At 67.3% G+C, this 17,565-nt stretch carries 17 protein-coding genes; 12 read left to right on the top strand and 5 right to left on the bottom strand.

Annotated features, from left to right (window positions below; all coding sequences use genetic code 11):
* Nucleotides 1-144: 144 nt before the first annotated feature.
* Nucleotides 145-1,080, bottom strand: a complete 936-nt coding sequence (locus C9424_RS22060) for a collagen-like protein (RefSeq protein WP_116765946.1) — start codon at nucleotides 1,078-1,080, stop codon at nucleotides 145-147.
* Nucleotides 1,081-1,250: 170 nt separating this feature from the next.
* Nucleotides 1,251-1,829, bottom strand: coding sequence for a phosphoribosylglycinamide formyltransferase (gene purN, locus C9424_RS05690; protein ID WP_116765945.1), 579 nt, complete (start codon nucleotides 1,827-1,829; stop codon nucleotides 1,251-1,253).
* 39 nt (nucleotides 1,830-1,868) lie between these two features.
* On the opposite strand from purN, the gene C9424_RS05685 reads away from it, so the two are divergent.
* Nucleotides 1,869-2,300: a hypothetical protein gene (locus C9424_RS05685; protein ID WP_116765944.1), complete on the top strand. Its 432-nt coding sequence runs from the start codon at nucleotides 1,869-1,871 to the stop codon at nucleotides 2,298-2,300.
* Here the strand turns inward: C9424_RS05685 and C9424_RS05680 are convergent.
* The gene (locus C9424_RS05680; protein WP_116765943.1) at nucleotides 2,297-3,616 is read right to left on the bottom strand and encodes a cell division protein PerM; all 1,320 of its coding nucleotides are present in this window, start codon (nucleotides 3,614-3,616) and stop codon (nucleotides 2,297-2,299) included. The two genes, C9424_RS05685 and C9424_RS05680, sit on opposite strands and share 4 nt — an antisense overlap.
* Nucleotides 3,617-3,835: 219 nt before the next feature.
* Between C9424_RS05680 and C9424_RS05675 the strand changes: the two genes are divergently transcribed.
* On the top strand, nucleotides 3,836-4,255 hold the full coding sequence (locus C9424_RS05675; RefSeq protein WP_237563317.1) for a DUF4383 domain-containing protein: 420 nt from the start codon (nucleotides 3,836-3,838) through the stop codon (nucleotides 4,253-4,255).
* 348 nt (nucleotides 4,256-4,603) lie between these two features.
* Here the strand turns inward: C9424_RS05675 and C9424_RS05665 are convergent, their stop codons facing one another.
* Nucleotides 4,604-5,113, bottom strand: a complete 510-nt coding sequence (locus C9424_RS05665) for a hypothetical protein (RefSeq protein ID WP_116765941.1) — start codon at nucleotides 5,111-5,113, stop codon at nucleotides 4,604-4,606.
* Nucleotides 5,114-5,181: 68 nt separating this feature from the next.
* Nucleotides 5,182-6,486 carry an MFS transporter gene (locus C9424_RS05660; protein ID WP_116765940.1) on the bottom strand — a complete coding sequence of 435 codons (1,305 nt, stop codon included), beginning with the start codon at nucleotides 6,484-6,486 and terminating at the stop codon, nucleotides 5,182-5,184.
* A 657-nt stretch (nucleotides 6,487-7,143) separates the two neighbouring features.
* On the opposite strand from C9424_RS05660, the gene C9424_RS05655 reads away from it, so the two are divergent.
* The 10 genes from C9424_RS05655 to C9424_RS05610 all read left to right on the top strand — a co-directional run bounded on the left by C9424_RS05655 (nucleotide 7,144) and on the right by C9424_RS05610 (nucleotide 17,557).
* Nucleotides 7,144-7,752 (top strand): helix-turn-helix domain-containing protein, encoded by a 609-nt coding sequence (locus C9424_RS05655; protein ID WP_091250949.1) that lies wholly within the window; start codon nucleotides 7,144-7,146, stop codon nucleotides 7,750-7,752.
* 235 nt (nucleotides 7,753-7,987) lie between these two features.
* Nucleotides 7,988-9,370 carry an FAD-dependent oxidoreductase gene (locus tag C9424_RS05650; protein ID WP_202615785.1) on the top strand — a complete coding sequence of 461 codons (1,383 nt, stop codon included), beginning with the start codon at nucleotides 7,988-7,990 and terminating at the stop codon, nucleotides 9,368-9,370.
* Nucleotides 9,367-10,644 carry a CaiB/BaiF CoA transferase family protein gene (locus C9424_RS05645; protein WP_116765938.1) on the top strand — a complete coding sequence of 426 codons (1,278 nt, stop codon included), beginning with the start codon at nucleotides 9,367-9,369 and terminating at the stop codon, nucleotides 10,642-10,644. Before C9424_RS05650 ends, C9424_RS05645 begins: the two co-directional genes overlap by 4 nt.
* Nucleotides 10,641-11,447: an enoyl-CoA hydratase-related protein gene (locus tag C9424_RS05640; protein WP_116765937.1), complete on the top strand. Its 807-nt coding sequence runs from the start codon at nucleotides 10,641-10,643 to the stop codon at nucleotides 11,445-11,447. The genes C9424_RS05645 and C9424_RS05640 overlap by 4 nt, the downstream gene beginning before the upstream one ends.
* A 67-nt stretch (nucleotides 11,448-11,514) precedes the next feature.
* The gene (locus C9424_RS05635) at nucleotides 11,515-12,462 is read left to right on the top strand and encodes a dihydrodipicolinate synthase family protein (protein WP_116765936.1); all 948 of its coding nucleotides are present in this window, start codon (nucleotides 11,515-11,517) and stop codon (nucleotides 12,460-12,462) included.
* Entirely contained in the window at nucleotides 12,462-13,250 is a 789-nt protein-coding gene (locus C9424_RS05630; RefSeq protein WP_116765935.1) for an SDR family oxidoreductase, read from the top strand. Before C9424_RS05635 ends, C9424_RS05630 begins: the two co-directional genes overlap by 1 nt.
* A 54-nt stretch (nucleotides 13,251-13,304) precedes the next feature.
* The gene (locus C9424_RS05625; protein WP_116765934.1) at nucleotides 13,305-14,780 is read left to right on the top strand and encodes an aldehyde dehydrogenase family protein; all 1,476 of its coding nucleotides are present in this window, start codon (nucleotides 13,305-13,307) and stop codon (nucleotides 14,778-14,780) included.
* Nucleotides 14,781-14,786: 6 nt separating this feature from the next.
* Nucleotides 14,787-15,116, top strand: coding sequence for a ferredoxin (gene fdxA / locus C9424_RS05620; protein ID WP_116765933.1), 330 nt, complete (start codon nucleotides 14,787-14,789; stop codon nucleotides 15,114-15,116).
* A gap of 205 nt (nucleotides 15,117-15,321) precedes the next feature.
* A complete protein-coding gene (locus tag C9424_RS05615) occupies nucleotides 15,322-16,536 on the top strand; it encodes a serine hydrolase domain-containing protein (RefSeq protein ID WP_116765932.1) in 1,215 nt (404 codons plus the stop codon).
* 85 nt (nucleotides 16,537-16,621) lie between these two features.
* Nucleotides 16,622-17,557, top strand: a complete 936-nt coding sequence (locus C9424_RS05610) for an HNH endonuclease (protein WP_116765931.1) — start codon at nucleotides 16,622-16,624, stop codon at nucleotides 17,555-17,557.
* Nucleotides 17,558-17,565 lie beyond the last annotated feature (8 nt).

The raw sequence follows: 17,565 nt of genomic DNA, 5'->3' as shown, positions 1-17,565 counted from the left end.
GTCTCTCTGAGCCGCCGAAACCGCCATAAGTGATGGCACATCCGGGGAATGACACCAAGAGTTGGGGCGCGAGCAAACAGACGACGACGGCGCCCCTCACCTTGGGAAGGTGGGAGGCGCCGTCGTCGTGGCCGTCTAGCCCTGCTACTGGATGCAGGTCACGTAGACCGAAAGGGTGTTCGTCTTCAGTTGAGTGACGGACCAGCCCGTCGGCTGGCCCGATGCGCCCACGACCGGCTGGCTGGCCGTAACCTGGTTGCCGTTATTGCTGAGGGACGAAAAACCGCCACCTGTAGCGACGTGGCCGGCCGCGCAGCTGGCCACGACAGTGAGTGTTGAGGCGCTGGCCGACGCGACAGTCACGCTCGTGGACGCCGCGGCACCGGTTGCGCCGGTAGCACCTGCGGGGCCGACCGGTCCGACCGGTCCCATGGGCCCGACAGCGCCGGTAGCACCTGCGGCCCCGGTCTCGCCCTGTAGGCCGGTCAGACCCGTGAGGCCGACTGCGCCGGTGGCGCCGACTGCGCCGGTCTCGCCCTGAACGCCCTGGGCACCGGTCGCCCCGGTGTCGCCCTTGTCACCGGTGGCACCCGTCGCGCCCGTGTCACCGGTATCGCCCTTGTCGCCTTTCTCGCCCTGGATACCCTGGGCGCCGGTCTCACCGGTGGCACCCGTCGCGCCCGTGTCACCTGTGTCACCCTTGTCGCCCTGGGCGCCCTGAGCTCCTTCGGCTCCGGCGCCCCCCGTTTCGCCGGTGGCACCCGTGGCACCGGTCTCGCCCTTGAGGCCCGGCAGTCCCTGGATGCCGGCAAGCCCCTGGATGCCCTGGGCACCGGCGATGCCCTGGATGCCCTGGATGTTCCAGGAGATCGCGGTTTCCTTCTTTGAATCGCATGATGCACCGGCCGCGAGCACACGCAGCTCGCCGCCGTTGTTGTTGTTGTAGCAGCCCTTGATTTCGCCGCCGGCCGGCGTCGAGGACGCCGCGACGGCCGCAGAAAGGGCGCCCGTTCCGAGAACGAGCGCCGCAGTGAGACAAAGGATCTTTGGACTTGTTCTGGCAAGGCTGAATCGAGCCATGGAATACCCCCGAATGACGCAACGAACGAATGAGACTGCGCCAGACTACGGGGCCATTCCACTACTTGCACCGGCTCGGAAATACCTGTCTTTGCCTCGGCACTACCCGACTTTTGCGGCGGAGTACTCGCTTTTGGGGGTCCGACTACTTGGTCGGGCTGGGAGTGCCGCTACTTGCGTCCGTTGTGGGCCGCGGCGAGGGATGCCAGCGTGGAGACCAGGAGGCGGCGCTCCACCACCTTGATGCGCTCGTGCAGGGACTCTTCGGTCTCGCCGTCCTCGATCGCCACGGCCTCCTGCGCGATGATGGGGCCGGTGTCCACGCCGGCGTCGGCCCAGTGGACGGTGCAGCCGGTGACCTTCACGCCGTACGCCAGGGCGTCGCGGACACCGTGCGCGCCCGGGAAGGACGGCAGCAGGGCCGGGTGCGTGTTGAGGTATTTGCCGCCGAACGCATCGATGAAGCCGGCGCTGACAATCCGCATGAAGCCCGAGGACACCACGACGTCCGGGGCGTAGGCGGCGACGGTCTCAGTCAGGGCCGCGTTCCAGGCAGCCCGGTCCGGGTATGCCTTGAAGTCCACCACGAACGTCGGGATTCCGGCGGCGGCGGAGCGCTCCACCCCGAATGTTCCGGGCCGGTCGGCGCCGACGGCGGCGATCTCGACGTCGAGCGCGCCGGACGTCACGGCGTCGATCACTGCCTGGAGGTTGGAGCCGGTGCCGGAAACGAGGACTACGATGCGCATGGTCCTAGCTTATGGGGCCGCTCGCGTAGGCTGGAAACCATGAATTCCCCCACGGACTCCGGCGGCGGCCAGCCCGGCCGGCATCCGCGCGGCGCGGCGGCCAAAGACCCCCAGCAGCTGACCCACACCCTGTTTCGGCTGTTTATCGTCGCGGTCCTGGGCGCCTTCTTCGTCTTCCAGCTCGACGTCAACTACCTGTGGCTGACGGCCCTGCTCACCACGGCCGCGATTGTGCTGGGCATCATGTTGCTGATCCGGGCGGTGAAGTACAAGGCACCGCGGCTGGTCCTGTTCGGCGCGATTTCCGGGCTGGTGGCCTCGGCGGTGATGCTGCTGGTAATCCTGGCCTCGTCACTGTTCTTCAGCCAGATCCGCGACTACCAGCAGTGCGTCCGGCATGCCCTGACGGAGCAGGCAACGTCCGCGTGCAGGACGCAGCTCAACAACGCCATGCCCACGCAGTTCCGTTAGCGGCCGTTGACCGCTTCGAGATCGGCTTCCCGCAGTTTCTGCTGGCGCTCCAGCCAGGGACCGGCCGCGTAGCCGATCACGACGCCGATCCCCACCTCCGCGGCCACGAACAGTGCCGTGCGGAGCGGGTCGGGGCCGATCTCCGTCAGCCTGCCGATTCCGGCGGACCCGCCGGCAAGCCAGGCGAGCCCCGCCGCGAGCAGCCCGGCGACCGAACCGATTACCGCGCCCAGCACCAGGGTGGACGCCGCGGCGGTAAACCAGCGGGCCCGGATCTTGATGGACAGCCATTCGTCGAAGTGGTTCTCGCCTTCGCGCAGGAACCACCAGCCGGCCAGCGCCCCGGCGAGCGCCGGCACCACGAGGGCCACGAAGCCGAAGTCTAACGACCCGGACGGCAGCGCCGCGAACACGGGGATGGACGGCAGCGGCCCGACGGCGGTTCCGAGCGGGCCGGCCGCAGAGCCGACCCCCAGCGCAAACCCCGCGCCGGAGATCCACGCCAGGGCAAACACAACGAGGTTGGGCAGGAAGCCCAGGAGCACAATGGTCAGGACAGCGCCGCCGATGGCACCGGCGTCGAGCCCCTCATACACGGCCACCACAAGGTTCCAGTGGATGAAGAGGTCGACGGCAAGCAGGGCCCCCGCCATCGCCAGGGTCGCCATCAGCGCCACCGATCCGGCCTTGATGGCGGAACCAAGGTAGGACCCGGCCCAGCGGGAGTGCTGGCTGGTGCGGGACAGCCAGGCCACGGCGTCGACGCCGATCAGACGGCTCCAGGAACCTGCCTCGCGGCGCGCGCCCACCACCATGCCCAGTCCGAACGGGATGAGCGGGATCAGCGCGGCGGACCACAGGCTGATGCCGACGTCGGACGTGCGGCAGACGAAACCCGTGGCGATTCCGAACCCCGCGTACATCAGCCAGGATCCGAGCAGGGCCTGCCAGAGCTGGTCCGTATAGGAGGCGCGTGCGAGCCGACGCCCGGCACGCCAGGCGAGCAGGAACGGGATGAGGCTCAGCCCCAGGGGAATCAGTGAGAGCGTGCCGGAATCCGGGTGAGCCGCGGACCCGGCGCCGGCGGTGTCCAGCAGCAGCGGCACGCCGTGGATCAGCAGCCAGGCCTGGCCGGCGAGGCGGGCCAGGAGGTCGAACCCGCTGTTCTGGAATCCCGCCGTGGCCCAGACCGTGACGATCGGCGCCGCCACCACAAGGGCGGAGATAACGGCGGCCTGGGCGGACTCGAGGGCACCCTGCAGCCACAAAGGCATGGGAAGGCCACGTTGTCCGGTCTGATCAGCGCGCAGTTTCATCGAGTTCCATGGTGCCACGAGCCCGGCATCCGGCCGGTTACCGACAGGCACAACGCGCGGATCCGCGGAATTCGCGTCCCCCGGCTGCCGGCGCTTTTTCCACACCCGGGCCGTAAAATTGTAATGTCCGCAATCAGTGGTTGGAGGCAGCAAATGACTACCGCATCTCCTCATGCCCATGGCGTTCATTTTGGTCGGACGGATGTACAGAACGTAGGCATGGGTGTAGGTATCGTCCTTATCGTCGTGGGCATCCTGGGGTTCATCCCGGGCATCACGACGAACTACAGCGAACTCAGGTTCTTCGGGCCCGATTCCAAGGCCCTGTTCCTGAATCTGTTCCAGGTGTCGATGTTGCTGAACATTGTTCAGCTCGCGATCGGCGCCACCGGCTTGACGATGTCCCGGACCGCCGTGGGCGCCCGGAATTTCCTCATGGGCTCCGGCCTGCTCTACATCGTCCTGAGCATCTACGGGTTTATCGTCGGCGTGAATTCGGCGGCCAACTTCCTGTCGCTGAACACCATGGACAATTGGGCCTTTATGGTCATGGGCATCGTAATGGCTGGCGCAGGCTGGCTTATGACAAGGCATCTTGAAGAAGACGTGAAGACCCGGTCATCAACCCCCGGGACCTAAGGGAGCCGCGAATGAGTAACGTTTCATAGCATTCGAAAAAATTCGTACTACCTGCTGGTGCAGTGGTTTAGCGGAAACGCGGCGGCTGCACCAGCTTCCTTTTGTGAGCACCACGACGGCGGCGGCGGTGACGACAGCGGAGGCGGTGACGACAGCGGAGGCGGTGACGACAGCGGAGGCGGTGACGACAGCGGAGGCGGTCGACGACAGCGGAGGCGGTCGACGACGGCCGCAGCGACGGACGACGGCGGGGAGTCCGGCGCACGGAAGGCCGGGACCCTCAGGATCCCGGCCTTCCGTGATGCGGGTCAGTATGACGCACCTGCGATTGCTTCCGCCGCTAAGAAGCTACCTAACGCTTTCCTCCATACGGGGCGGACGCGTGTCCCACTCTGTTTCCGCGGCCCGCATCCAGGGATAGGGCAGCAGATCCTTGATGCGGATCTTCCCCACCTCGCCCTCTGCATCAATCAGGACCGACGTCTCGGTTCCGTACGTGCGCAGGAGTTCCCGGCAGAGGCCACAGGGGTTGGTGACCTGGGGTTCTCCCTCGCCGTCCATGCTGACGGCCACCACGGAGTGGATGGATGGCTCCTGCGCCATGCGGGCATTGGCGAGGGCACTGGATTCGGCGCACACGTTGAGTCGTTTCGAGCCGATGTGCAGTCCGAGGTAGATAGCCCCGGACTCACCGCGCATGGCGGCAGCCACCCGGTGGTTCTCGGTGTGATGGGCGGTGAGCAACAGCCCGCGGGCTGCCTCATAGAGCTCCACGTCTGACGCGTCCAGTTCAAAGGAGATCACGTTTACCTCCACCCCGCTTCGTTCCTGGCGACTGGCGTCCATGAGCGTTCCCACTTTCCGTTCCTACTTCCTGGGTTCCAACGTGCCGGCGCTTACGTGCCTGTGCTTGCGAGCCTGCGTACTCACCGTCCGATGAAGATGCCGTTCTTCTTCCGGGCGAGCAGATAGAAGACGATGCTGAGCGCCGACAGGACAGCCACGTAAACGGGGAAGATCCAGGACGCGTTCAGGGACTGGAGCCATACCAGCAGGTAGGAGGCAGTGCCGCCGAAGAGAGCGACACCCACTCCGTAGCCGAGGGCAGTGCCGGCACCGCGGCAGTTTTTCGGCATGAGGGAGCTGGTGACCACGTTGTACAGGGTCATGTTCAGGACCAGCACCACCGAGCCGCCGAGGAGGACGGCCGCGAAGCCGCCGATGCCGGGCCGGACGTACATCAGCATCAGGAAGACGGACGGAATGGACAGCGCACGGGTAATCAGGAACCACTTGGAAATCGACTTGCCGTCAACGAGCCGGCCGATGACGAGGCTTCCGATGACCAGCACGACGCCAAGGATGGTGGTGAGCGCGAAGACGGCGGTCGCGTCCTCCTTGAAGCTGCTGCGGGCTGCCGTCGGGAGGCCGGTGTTCCAGGCGTAGTTGTACGCCTGTGCCGCTCCGACGACGAACGTAATGGCCAGCACGCTCAGCCAATGCTTGCGCACCCCGCCCCAGACGGCCTTAGCGGAGTTGTCCGCCAGTTCCTCGGGCTTCATGGTTTCAGGAAGGGTGCGTCGCAGGTAGACCACCACGAAGCCGAAAACAGCGCCCACGAAGAACGGGACGCGCCAGCCCCAGTCGGACATGACGACTCCGCTGAGCAGCAGGCTCGCCAGGTAGCAGACAAGGGAGGCGAGCAGGATGCCGGAGTTGACGAAGAAGGAGATGACACCGGCGACGAAGCCCTCGCGCCCCTCGGGGACGAGTTCGACGGCGTGGGCAGTGGACAGCGGGGCCTCAATGCCGGTGGAGATGCCCTGGATGATGCGGCAGACCAGCAGGATCACGCCGGCGGCGCTGCCAATCTGGTCGTAGGTCGGAGACACGGCAATGATCAGGGTGGTGACTGCCATCATCATGATGGACCAGAGCATGACCCGCCGTCGTCCGATCCTGTCGGCCAGGGTGCCAAGCAGGATTCCGCCCAGCGGGCGGAAGGCGAAGCCGACGGCGAAGACAGCCAGGGCACTCAGGGTTGCGGCAACGGGGTCATGCGACGGAAAGAACTTTGGCCCAATGAAAGCCGACAGAAGGCCAAAGACCATCCAGTCGTACCACTCCAGGGTGTTCCCTAGCCCGAGGCCCAGCAGCCCTCGGCGGATTTCCGGAGAGAGCCGGGACTTCCGGCCGCTCTCTACGCCAATCTTGACGACGGTGTCAGTCATGATACTTTTCCTTCCCCCGCGCCTTCGGGGCACGGGAGGGTACGGATCACCGGCGGGCACCCCTTTGGGGTCGCCGGTCATCGAAACTATCGGTTGGCTTGGTCCGCAGGGCGGGACCGGGTCGCCTCATGGGAGGTGAGTTAGCCCAGATAGCTACGCGTGCCTCTTCGTAGCGCTTGAATGCAAACGGGCCATCCGGCCCGGCAACAGGGAACGCGTCCCCATCGGCGAGCCAGCATCAGGTGCTGCGGATGGCTTGGCAGATATCTCTGCCTTATTACTCAGGGAAACGAACCGGAACGCGGGCGGGCTGCACCTTCCGCCAGAAGGTCCTCGCGCCCAATTCCTGTTCGTAGCGTCAATCCCAAAGTGTTGCGGCTCACATAACTATATTGAAGATCTTCACGGAGTCAATGGTTTCGCGAAAGTCGGGCACTTCCCGCCGGGCGCGGCGGCTGAGGACTGGAAGCCGGCGCAGGTCAGCGCACAGGTCGGGGCGCAGGTCAGCGCACAGGTCGGGGCCCGGAACGGCCCGGAGCGGCATGGGCCCGAGGCGTGCAGCGAGGCGAACGCCAGAAGAATTTTCATAAAACCATTGATTCGCTAAAGTTTTTCACTATAGTTATGTGTGTCAGCTCACCAAGAGAAAGTCGGACCATGACCAACGAGAGCGTCACGGGATCATCCCCCGCCGGCACGAGCGTCCTGCTTGCCACTGTAGGCAACAAGGTCCGCAACATGCGCAAAGACAAAGGGATGACCCTTGCGAAGCTCTCGGAAATCACTGGCCTCAGCCCGGCGATCGTTAGCCAGATCGAACGCGGCCTGGCCAATCCGTCTTTCACCACCTTGGCGCAGCTGGCCCACGGCCTGGACATCCCTGTAGGGAAGTTCTTCCTTGGACAGGAAGAAACCAGGTCCCCGGTGGTCCGCAAGGGCGAGCGGCGAAATCTCAAAGGCGTTACCAAGAAGTCTGTGGGTGAGGCGGTCTATGAACTGCTCACCCCCGACCTCAACGGTGCGTTGGAGGCCCAGTGGATCGTGAGTCCGCCAGGCCACGACACCAGTGCCACTCCGTTCCGGCACAGCGGCGAGGAATTCGGCATCATCCTCTCCGGCCGGAAGGACATCTTCCTGGACGGTGAGTGCTACACCCTCGAAGAAGGCGATTCGATCACCTTCTCCTCGGATACGCCTCACTGGTACAAGAACAGCTACGAAGAGGTATGCGTAGCGATCTGGGTTAACGCACCTCACGCGTGGTGATCGGCCGGCCCTAGCCGCCGTCGCCAATCTCCGGTCAGGACGCCTCTTCTCTACGGCGGTGTCCGCCGGAAGCTTTTCACACCCCGCAGCAAGGCCCGCAACGGGCCGCGCTGCGTCATACCCTCTGCCGGGTGGATTCCGCGGTCAGCGTCGCTGCGCCCTTCTCCTGAGCACCGTCTTCTACCTCACCGGCTGCCGTTGTCACGGCGCTTCTGCCGGAAAAGTAAGGATTCCCATGAACCCGTCTACAGCCATGTCATCGCTGGAACTCAGCACCACCACGCACGACCTCACCGCCCCCGTCATCTCCCGCTCCGACGTCCTCGTAGTGGGCGGCGGCCCCGCCGGCGTGGCCGCCGCCGTCACCGCGGCCCGCTCCGGCGCCTCCGTCACGCTGCTGGAGCGCTACTCGTCCCTCGGCGGGCTCGCCTCCGGCGGCATGGTCCTGGTGCTCGATGACATGATCAACGGCCAGGAAATCACCGTTACCGGCATCGTCTCCGAATACGTCGAGCGGCTCCAGAAGCTGGGACTGGCCATTGTGCCGCCGGCCGATGACCGCAAGACCTCAGAGGAACTCTGGAACAAGTGGGGCCGCTACGGCACCTTCGATTTCCATTCCCACACCACCCCCAAGCCGGTCTGCTACGCCGCGGCCTTCGACCCTGACGGCTGGAAGCGCGTCTCCAACGACCTCGTCCGCGAGGCCGGCGTCAACCTCCGGCTGCACTCCTGGTTCTCCCGCCCGATCGTGGACAACGGCGTCATGAAGGGCGTCATCTGCGAGACCAAGTCCGGCCCCCAGGCCTTCATGGCGGACATCGTCATCGACACCACCGGCGACATCGACGTCGCCTCCCGGGCCGGCGCCAGCTACGTCAAGGACAGCTACCTCACCACGCTCGTCTTCCGCCTCGGCAACGTCGACACCGCCGCCGCGGAGGCCTTCGAACAGGCCAAGCCGAAGGAAGCCCGCGCCATCAACCGCACCATCAAGCGCCTCCTTGGTGGGGCCTGGGAACTGTGGTGGCTCAAGACCCCCATTGACGGCGTCGTCTGGTGCAACGCACCCCACATGACCGGGTACGACGGCGTGGACCCTGCGGACATGACCGCCGCCGAGTTCGCCGCCCGTGACCGCATCACAGAGGCCGTGGACTACGTCCGCGCCCACCTGCCCGGTTTCGAGAACTGCTACATGCTCGACGTCGCGTCCCAGATGGGCGTCCGGCAGACCCGCCTGCTCGAGGGCGAGTACGTGATGACCAAGGACGATGTCACGTCGCGCCGGCACTTCGCGGACACCGTGGCCCGCGGCCGCGACTACTACTACCCCTACCGCTCGCTGCTGCCCAAGGAAGTGGACCAGCTGCTTGTCGCCGGCCGCCACTACTCCGCCACCCCCGAGGCCCAGAAGATGTCCCGCGAGATCCCGCCCTGCATGGCCATGGGCCAGGCCGTCGGCGTCGCCGCCGCGCTGGCAATCCAGAACGGGATCCTCGTCCGTGATGTCTCCGCCATGGACATCCAGCAGGGCATGCGCCGGCACGGCGCGGACCCGGGCGACGTCCCGTCGTCGAACGCCACGCTGGACGCAGACGCGGTGGTGGGAGCATGAGCACCGTCATCGAAGACCTGTTGTCGGGTGCAACAAACGGCACGACGGCGGCGCCCGCCGCCGGCGCTGCGACGGATGCCGAAAGCGTCTCCACCCCGCTCCCCCTCGACGGCATCAAGATCGTGGACTTCACCCAGGTGTTCATGGGCCCGTCCTGCACCCAGCTCCTGGGCGACTACGGCGCGGACATCATCAAGGTGGAACGCCCGGGCGCCGGGGACATCTCCCGCAACTCCTTCCCGGACAAGGACGGCCAGGACAACCCGATCTTCCTGTCCATCAACCGCAACAAGCGCAGCGTCTCCGTGGACACCCGCACCGATGAGGGCAAGGCCGTGCTCCGCCGGCTGCTGGCCGACGCCGACGTCGTGGTCAGCAACTTCCGCTCCGGCGTGATGGAGCGGATGGGCTTCGGCTACGAGGACCTCAAGGCTGAGAACCCGGGCATCATCTGGGCCTCCGGCACGGGCTTCGGCCCCGTGGGCCCCTACTCGCACAAGGGCGGCCAGGACGCGATCGCCCAGGCGTACTCAGGCGTGATGTGGCGGCGCGAGTCGGAGGACATGAAGCCGTCGATCTACCCCACCACTCTGTGTGACTACATCACCGGCATGCACCTCATGCAGGGCATCCTGCTGGCACTGCGCACCCGGGAATCCGCCGGCGTCGGCCAGAAGGTGGAGGTGACCATGTATGACTCCATGCTGCACCTGCAGATGCAGGAGGCCTGCATGCAGCTCAACCGCGGCTACGAGGTCAACTGGGGCGCCATGCCGCTGAGCGGCGTCTTTGAAACCACCGACGGCGCCGTCTGCATGGTGGGCGGCTTCACCCCCGACCCGCTGGCCCGCATCTCGGAGGCGCTCGGCCTGGACGAGGACCTCACGCAACGTCCCGAGTTCGCCACCCTGGAGCAGCAGTTCAAGCACAAGCCGGCGCTGCAGGCGATCTTCCGCGAGCGCATCGCTACCAACACCACCGAATACTGGACCGGCAAGCTCGAGGACAAGGGACTGCTCAACGCCCCCGTGCACACCCTGGAAGAGACCCTCGCCGACGCACAGACGCACGCCAACGGCATGATCGTCGAGGCCGAACACCCCGGCGTCGGCACCGTGAAAATGCTCAACGCGCCCATCCGGCTCTCCGCCACCCCGCCGACCATCCGCCGGGTGGCCCCGCGGCTCGGCGAGCACAACGTGGAGGTCCTGCTGGAAAACGGCTTCGACGCCGAAACCATCGAGCGCCTGCAGCAGCTGGGGGTGCTCCGGTGACTGCCGCGACCGAAACCCTCATCGACGAGGTCACCCTGACCATCGAGAACCATGTCGCCACCGTGGTGATCGACCGCCAGCACGTGCTCAACGCCGTCGACGGCCGTGCCCAGGCCCGGCTCAACGAGATCTGGGACCAGCTGGAAGCCGATCCCGACGTCCGCGCCGTCGTCATCACCGGCGCCGGGACCCGGGCGTTCTGCGTCGGCGCGGACATGTCCGCCTCCGCCGTGGACAAGACCGGCCTGGAATACTGGGCTGGCCTGGACCCCAACGGTTTCGGTGGGCTCAGCCTCCGCACCACGCTGGACATCCCCGTGATGGCCAAGGTCAACGGCTACGCCTTGGGCGGCGGCATGGAGATTGTGCTCGGCGCCGACATCGTGGTCGCCGCGGACACTGCCCGCTTCGGGCTGACCGAACCGCGCGTCGGACGCCTGGCGCTCGACGGCGGCATCCACCAGCTGGTGCGCCGCATCCCCTACACCCAGGCGATGGGCATGCTCCTGACCGGGCGGAAGGCCGAGGCCGCGGAAATGCAGTCGATGGGACTGGTCAACGAGGTGGTCCGCGCGGACGAACTCGACGCCGCAGTGCAGCGCTGGCTGGATGCGATCCTCGCCTGCGCCCCCACCTCCGTCCGGGCCGTCAAGCAGATGGTCACGCAGACCTCGCACCTGACCGCCACTGAGGCCCGCGGGCTCCGCCTCCCGGCCCTCATGGCGGCGCTGGACAGCGAGGACTCCGCCGAGGGCGTGCGTGCCTTCCAGGAGAAGCGCCTGCCGGTCTGGCCCGGACAATAGCCCGGACATTGAAGATGCAACCACAAGTGAAGCAGCCACTTTGGGACAACGAATTAAGGAGAATCCCATGCGGGAGTCACTGACACCCGGAGTCTGGGGCGTCGTCGCCACACCGTTCCAGGGCAGCAGCCTGGACGTGGACCTGGACAGCCTGGCCGGCCTCGTGGAACGTTACGAAGCCATCGGCGCCACCGGTCTGACCGTCCTGGGCGTCTTCGGCGAAGCCGCCGCGCTCACCACGGCCGAACGCGGCCAGGTCCTGGAAACCGCCGTCGAATGCACCGGCTTGCCGCTCGTGGTGGGGGTGACGGCGCTGGCCACCCGGCCGGCCATCGAGGAAATCCTCGCCGCCCAGGCCATCGCCGGGGAGCGCCTGGCCGCCGTGATGGTCCAGGCCAACTCGGTGCGGGCGGACACGGTGATCCGGCACCTGGACGCCATCCACCGGGCCACCGGCGCCAAGGTGGTCCTGCAGGACTACCCGCTCGCCAGCGGCGTCAGCATCACGACGCAGTCGCTGATCACCGTGGTGCAGGCCTGCTGCTTCGTCATCGCCGTCAAGGCCGAGGCACCGCCCACGTCCGTGGCCATCGGACAACTGACCGCCGCCCTCGACGTCTCCGTGTTCGGCGGCCTCGGCGGACAGGGCCTGCTGGACGAACTCCTGGCCGGTGCCGCGGGTGCGATGACCGGCTTCTCCTACCCCGAGGCCCTCATCGCCTGCGTGCGGGCATGGCAGAACGAGGGGTATGAAGCGGCGCGGGAAGCGCTGCTTCCCTACCTGCCGCTGATCAACTTCGAGCAACAAGCCCGGATCGCCCTGGCTGTCCGCAAGGAATGCCTGCACCGGCGCGAACTCATATCCGACGCCGGCGTCCGGGCCCCGGCATCGCCGTTCCCGGAGGTCCTCCGGCCGGCCCTGCTGGCCCACCTCGCCGAGGCCGCCCAAGCCCTGGCATCCAAGGCATCATCGGCGCCGGCAGCCGAAGCCCTCACCACGGCAGGAAGTCACTAATGGATCTCGGAATCAGCGGAAAGACCGCCTTCGTTGCCGCCTCCACCGGCGGACTCGGCCTCGCCATCGCCCGGTCCTTGGCCGCGGAAGGCGCCCGGGTGGCCATCACCGGCCGGCGCCAGGTCCGCGCCAAGGAAATCGTTGCCGAACTGACGGACGCTTACGGGCCTGGCGCCGTCGCCATCGAAGCGGACCTCAGCACCGCGGAGGGCGTGGCCGCCGCCGTCGAACAGACGGTGGCGGAACTCGGCCCCATCGACATCCTCGTGCTCAACGGTCCTGGGCCGAAGCCCGGCGCCGCGGCCACGCTCGGCACCGACGACATCGCCGCCGCGTTCGAGCTGCTCGTCAAGCCGCACCATGCCCTGGTCTCGCACGTCCTGCCGGGCATGCGGGAACGGCGCTGGGGACGGATCCTCGCCGTCGGCTCGAGCGGCGTCGTGGCGCCCCTGCCCAACCTGGCCGTGTCCAACACCGGCCGCGCGGCCCTGGCCGCCTACCTCAAGACCCTCGCCGCCGAGGTCGCCCTCGACGCCGTCACGGTCAACATGCTCCTGCCAGGACGCATCGCCACGGACCGGGTCGCGGAACTCGACCAGGCCGCCGCCAAACGCCGCGGCACCACGCCCGAGGAAATCCAGCTCGAATCCCGCAAGACCATCCCCGCCCGCCGTTACGGCGAACCCGAGGAATTCGGGGCCGCCGCTGCGTTCCTCTGCAGCGCCCCGGCGTCGTACATCACTGGCGTGGCGCTGAGGTGCGACGGCGGCCTGATCCGCAGCCTCTAGCCCCGCCTCACGTTCCCGTCCCCCACTTCTTCCACACGATCCGAAGGAACCCCCATGACTTCCACGGCAACAGACCTCTCCACTGCAACTGAGCGCGACCTCATCACCGCCCGGCACCTCATCAACGGCGAATGGCTCGGCGAGGCGGACACCGAACGCTCGAACCCCGCCCGCCCGGGCGAGCCCGCGGCCTTCTCCCCCAGCGGCACCGCCGCGGACGTCGACGCCGCCATCACCGCCGCCACCGCCGCCCAGCCAGCTTGGGCCGCACTGCCCGCCCCCGCCCGCGGCGCCATCCTCATGGCCGCCGGCGACCTCCTGCTGGAACGCCAGGCCGCGATCGCCGAGGACCTCGTCCGTGAGGAAGGCAAGACCCTCGCCGAAGCCAAAGGCGAGGTCAAACGCGCCTCCGACGTGCTGCGCTTCTTCGGCTCGCTCGGCTGGGCCGCCACCGGCGAGGTGCTGCCCAGCGGCCTGCCGGACACCACCATCACCACCCGCCGCGAGCCTCTCGGCGTCGTCGGCCTCATCACGCCGTGGAACTTCCCCATCGCCATCCCGGCCTGGAAGTCGGCTCCGGCGCTCATCAGCGGCAACGCCGTCGTCATCAAGCCCGCCGAGCTCACCCCACTCTCCGCCACACATCTGGCCCGCGCTCTGCAGGACGCCGGGCTTCCGGCCGGCGTGTTCAACGTGGTCCACGGCAAGGGCCGCGTGGTGGGCGACGCCCTGGCCCGCGACCCCCGCATCGCCGGGCTGTCCTTCACCGGTTCCACCAACGTGGGCCTGGGCCTGCAGGAGATCCTGAACGCCCGCCGCGCCCGCGTCCAGCTCGAAATGGGCGGCAAGAACGGCGTGCTGGTCCTGGACGACGCCGATCCCCGCAAGGCCGCGCAGGTGGTGGCCGCCGGCGCGTTCGGTCTCACCGGCCAGGCCTGCACCGCCACCTCCCGCGTCTACGTCACCGCGGGCATTCGCTCCGCATTCCTGGCGGCCCTCGTCGAGGAAGCCGCCGCCTACACCCCCGGCGACGGCCTCGAGGGTGCAAAGATGGGCGCCGTCGTGAGCCGCCAGCAGTTCGAACAGAACCAGGCGGCGGTGCGCACCGCCGTCGAACGCGGCGCCACGCTCCTGCATGGGGAGTACGACGGCGGCACGGACGCCGGCTTCCTGTTCCCCGCCGCCATCCTCACGGACGTCCCCTTCGACGACGACGCCGTCACGGAGGAGATCTTCGGTCCCGTCGTGGCCGTCTTGGAGGTCCCCGACTACGAGGCTGGCCTCGCCGCGATCAACGATTCCCGCTACGGCCTCACCGCCGGCATCTGCACCGACTCCCTGGCGCTGGCCACTGACTTCGCCGCCCGCGCCCAGGCCGGCGTCATCAAGGTCAACCGTCCGACGGCAGGCCTGGACCTGAACGTGCCCTTTGGCGGCGTGAAGGACTCCTCCACCAACACGTTCCGCGAACAGGGGAAGTCCGCTCTGGACTTCTTCACGTGGGGCAAGACCGTCTACACGGGTGTGTAGCCCGCCATGACATATGTGATCGCGCAGCCCTGTGTGGATGTGAAGGACAAGGCGTGCATTCAGGAGTGCCCAGTGGACTGCATCTACGAGGGCGAACGCTCGCTCTATATCCACCCCTCCGAGTGCGTGGACTGTGGCGCCTGCGATCCCGTATGCCCGGTCGAGGCCATCTACTATGCGGACGACGTCCCGGATGAGTGGGCGGAATACGTGAGGGCCAACGTGGAGTTCTTCGAGGAGCTGGGGTCGCCCCAGGGCGCCTCGACCCTAGGGAACCTGCACCGCGACCACCCCGTGGTGGCGGGCGCGCCCGTGACCGCCGGCGTTACTGGCTGACCGCTTCCCGGTACACCGCGTGCCGGCAACGGCCGCCAGCAGTCCTGTTTTTGGGACTGCTTGGCGGCCGTTGCCGTGTGCCCGTGACTTATGGCTCTAGTCGCCCGGGGCACGGCTGAGGACCATCACAAGGGTCAGGACTGTGCTCGGCCAGGGGCATCCTCCTGCCCCCGACTACAGACCCGACCCGCAAGAAGGACCCGCCATGTCGGTGGCTTGGATTCGCGCATCATCCTTCCGGCTCACGGCCGCAAGCGTCGCCGTCGTGCTCACGGTCGCCCTGGGCGGGTGCACTCCCGGGCCGCAACCGCCGGCGCAGCCGCCGTCGTCGTCCGACCCCGTCTACCGGACCATGCTCGAAGAGTTCAGCAAGCGAATGCTCGACGGCGGCGCCCCCGCGGTGCTCATCCAGCTCCGTGTGGGGGCGGACGAGTGGTCCGCGGCGTATGGCGTCCGCAACCTGGACAGCGGTTCCCGCACTGAAATCACGGACCCTGTCCACATCGGCGGCATCACTAAGTCCATGGTGGCGGTGTCCGTGCTTAAGCTGGCCGAGGAGGGCCTGCTCCAGCTGGACGCGCCGGTCAGCACGTACCTGCCGGAGTTCGACCAGGTCATGCACCCGCCGGGGCCCGTGACCGTCCGCCAGCTGCTCCAGCATCGCTCCGGCATGCCGTCCGTGGACGGCCCCTTGTACGATCCGGCCACGGTGCAGCAGGCGCTGACCACGAGGGTGAGCCTGGCGGACCTGCTGGCCATGGCGGGCCGGATCACGTGGCAGGCAAAGTTGGCCCAGGGATTTGAGTACTCCAACTCGAACTACATTGCCCTGGCGCTGATCGTCGAACGCCTGCGGGGCCGGCCGATCGGCGAAGTGATCCGCACCGACATTATTGAGCCGTTGGGCCTGGACGGGACCCAGATGACGGCGTCCGGACTTCCGCCCTCGGATATGGTCCACGGCTACATCACGCTGGACCGCAAACGGCTCGACGTCACCTATCCCGCGGCGCAGATCGACAACTCCGCCGGCGGCATGGTGTCCTCCATGGCGGATGTGAATGCGTTCTACCGCGCCTTGCTGCAGGACCGGCTGCTCAAGGCCGACACGATCACGCAGATGCAGAGCCCTCTCTATGCCCGGTACGGCCTCGGCGTCGTGCGCTGGAACGACCTCTGCACCAACGACTTCTACTACGGCCATCCCGGCGACGTGCCCGGCTACGGCACCATCGCCATGACCAGCGCGGACGGCACGCGGCAGCTCGCCATGGCCGTGGCCTACCCCCCGCAACCGCTCCAGTCCGGGGCCACCCGTATCCTGCGCGAAATGGAAGCCATCGCCGAGGACTCCCTCAACGCTACGTGCCCGGCCGCGCCGTCAGAGGGCGTCAAGGTTGCTGCCGGCAGTCCGGGCTGAGTTTGCGCGAGGTGTGGCGGGCACTGCGACAAATAGGCATTGCGAGGATCGGCACTGGGACAATCGGCACTGGGACAATGGGCACATGAGCGCGATCATCCTCGTCTGGAACCCCGACGAACGGAACAACTGGACCTACCCGGCGGTCCTGGAAGAAGTCGCGGACACAGGCTGGTTCCTGGCCAGTTGGGAGGTCGGAAGCGGGGACGCCGCGTCCGGCACGGAGGCGTGGCTCGTACTCCAGGGCCGCCACGGGCGCGGCCTGATCGGCCACGGCGTCATCGTCTCGGAGCGACCGGCTCCCCGCTTTCCAGCCCCCGACCGTCAAACACTTGGCGGTGAAGCGCCGGACCTTCAAACATCCGCCGCCCAAACATCCGGCGCCGGGGACGCAGCGCCGGCCGCTGCCCCTCTCTACGTCCGCGTGGCATTCGATTCCCTCCTCGCCGCCGGAGACCAGATCCCGTTCGAGACCCTCACGGACGCCGTGCCGGGCATCGACTGGGAAGCGCTTCAAGGTTCCGGACTCGCCGTCGAACCGTCCGCCGAACCGCTGCTCCACGGGATCTGGAGCGAATACGGCCGGCAGCCCGCAGCCGACCCCACCCACACCGTGCCCGGCACCGTCCCGGCGGCAACGGTCAGCCGCGTGGAAGTAAACCGGTACGAACACAGCCCGGACGCGCAGCGCGTATGCATGGCCCATCACGGAACCAGCTGCGCCGTGTGCGGGTTCTCCTTTGAAATTGCCTACGGGGACCTCGGCAAGGACTTCATCCCGGTCCACCACTTGGTCCCGGCCTCGCAGCTGCGCAGCAACTACGAACTGGATCCCGTCACGGACCTCGTGCCGCTCTGCGCCAACTGCCACGCCATGGCACACCACGGGGTGCGGACGCCGCGCACGGTCGCGGAGCTCCGCCGGATCATGGCCGACGCGGGCTACCTGGCGGGACAGACGCTCACCGCGCAAGAGCTCCAGGCCCAGCAGGACGCCCGGCGGATCCTCGACCAGCATTAGCAGTCACA

It is taken from the genome of Arthrobacter sp. H-02-3 (assembly GCF_003097355.1).
GTDB classification, from domain to species: Bacteria; Actinomycetota; Actinomycetes; order Actinomycetales; family Micrococcaceae; genus Arthrobacter; species Arthrobacter humicola.
Note: the sequence above shows the minus strand (reverse complement) of the source record. Positions and strands in the feature narration are given on the sequence as shown.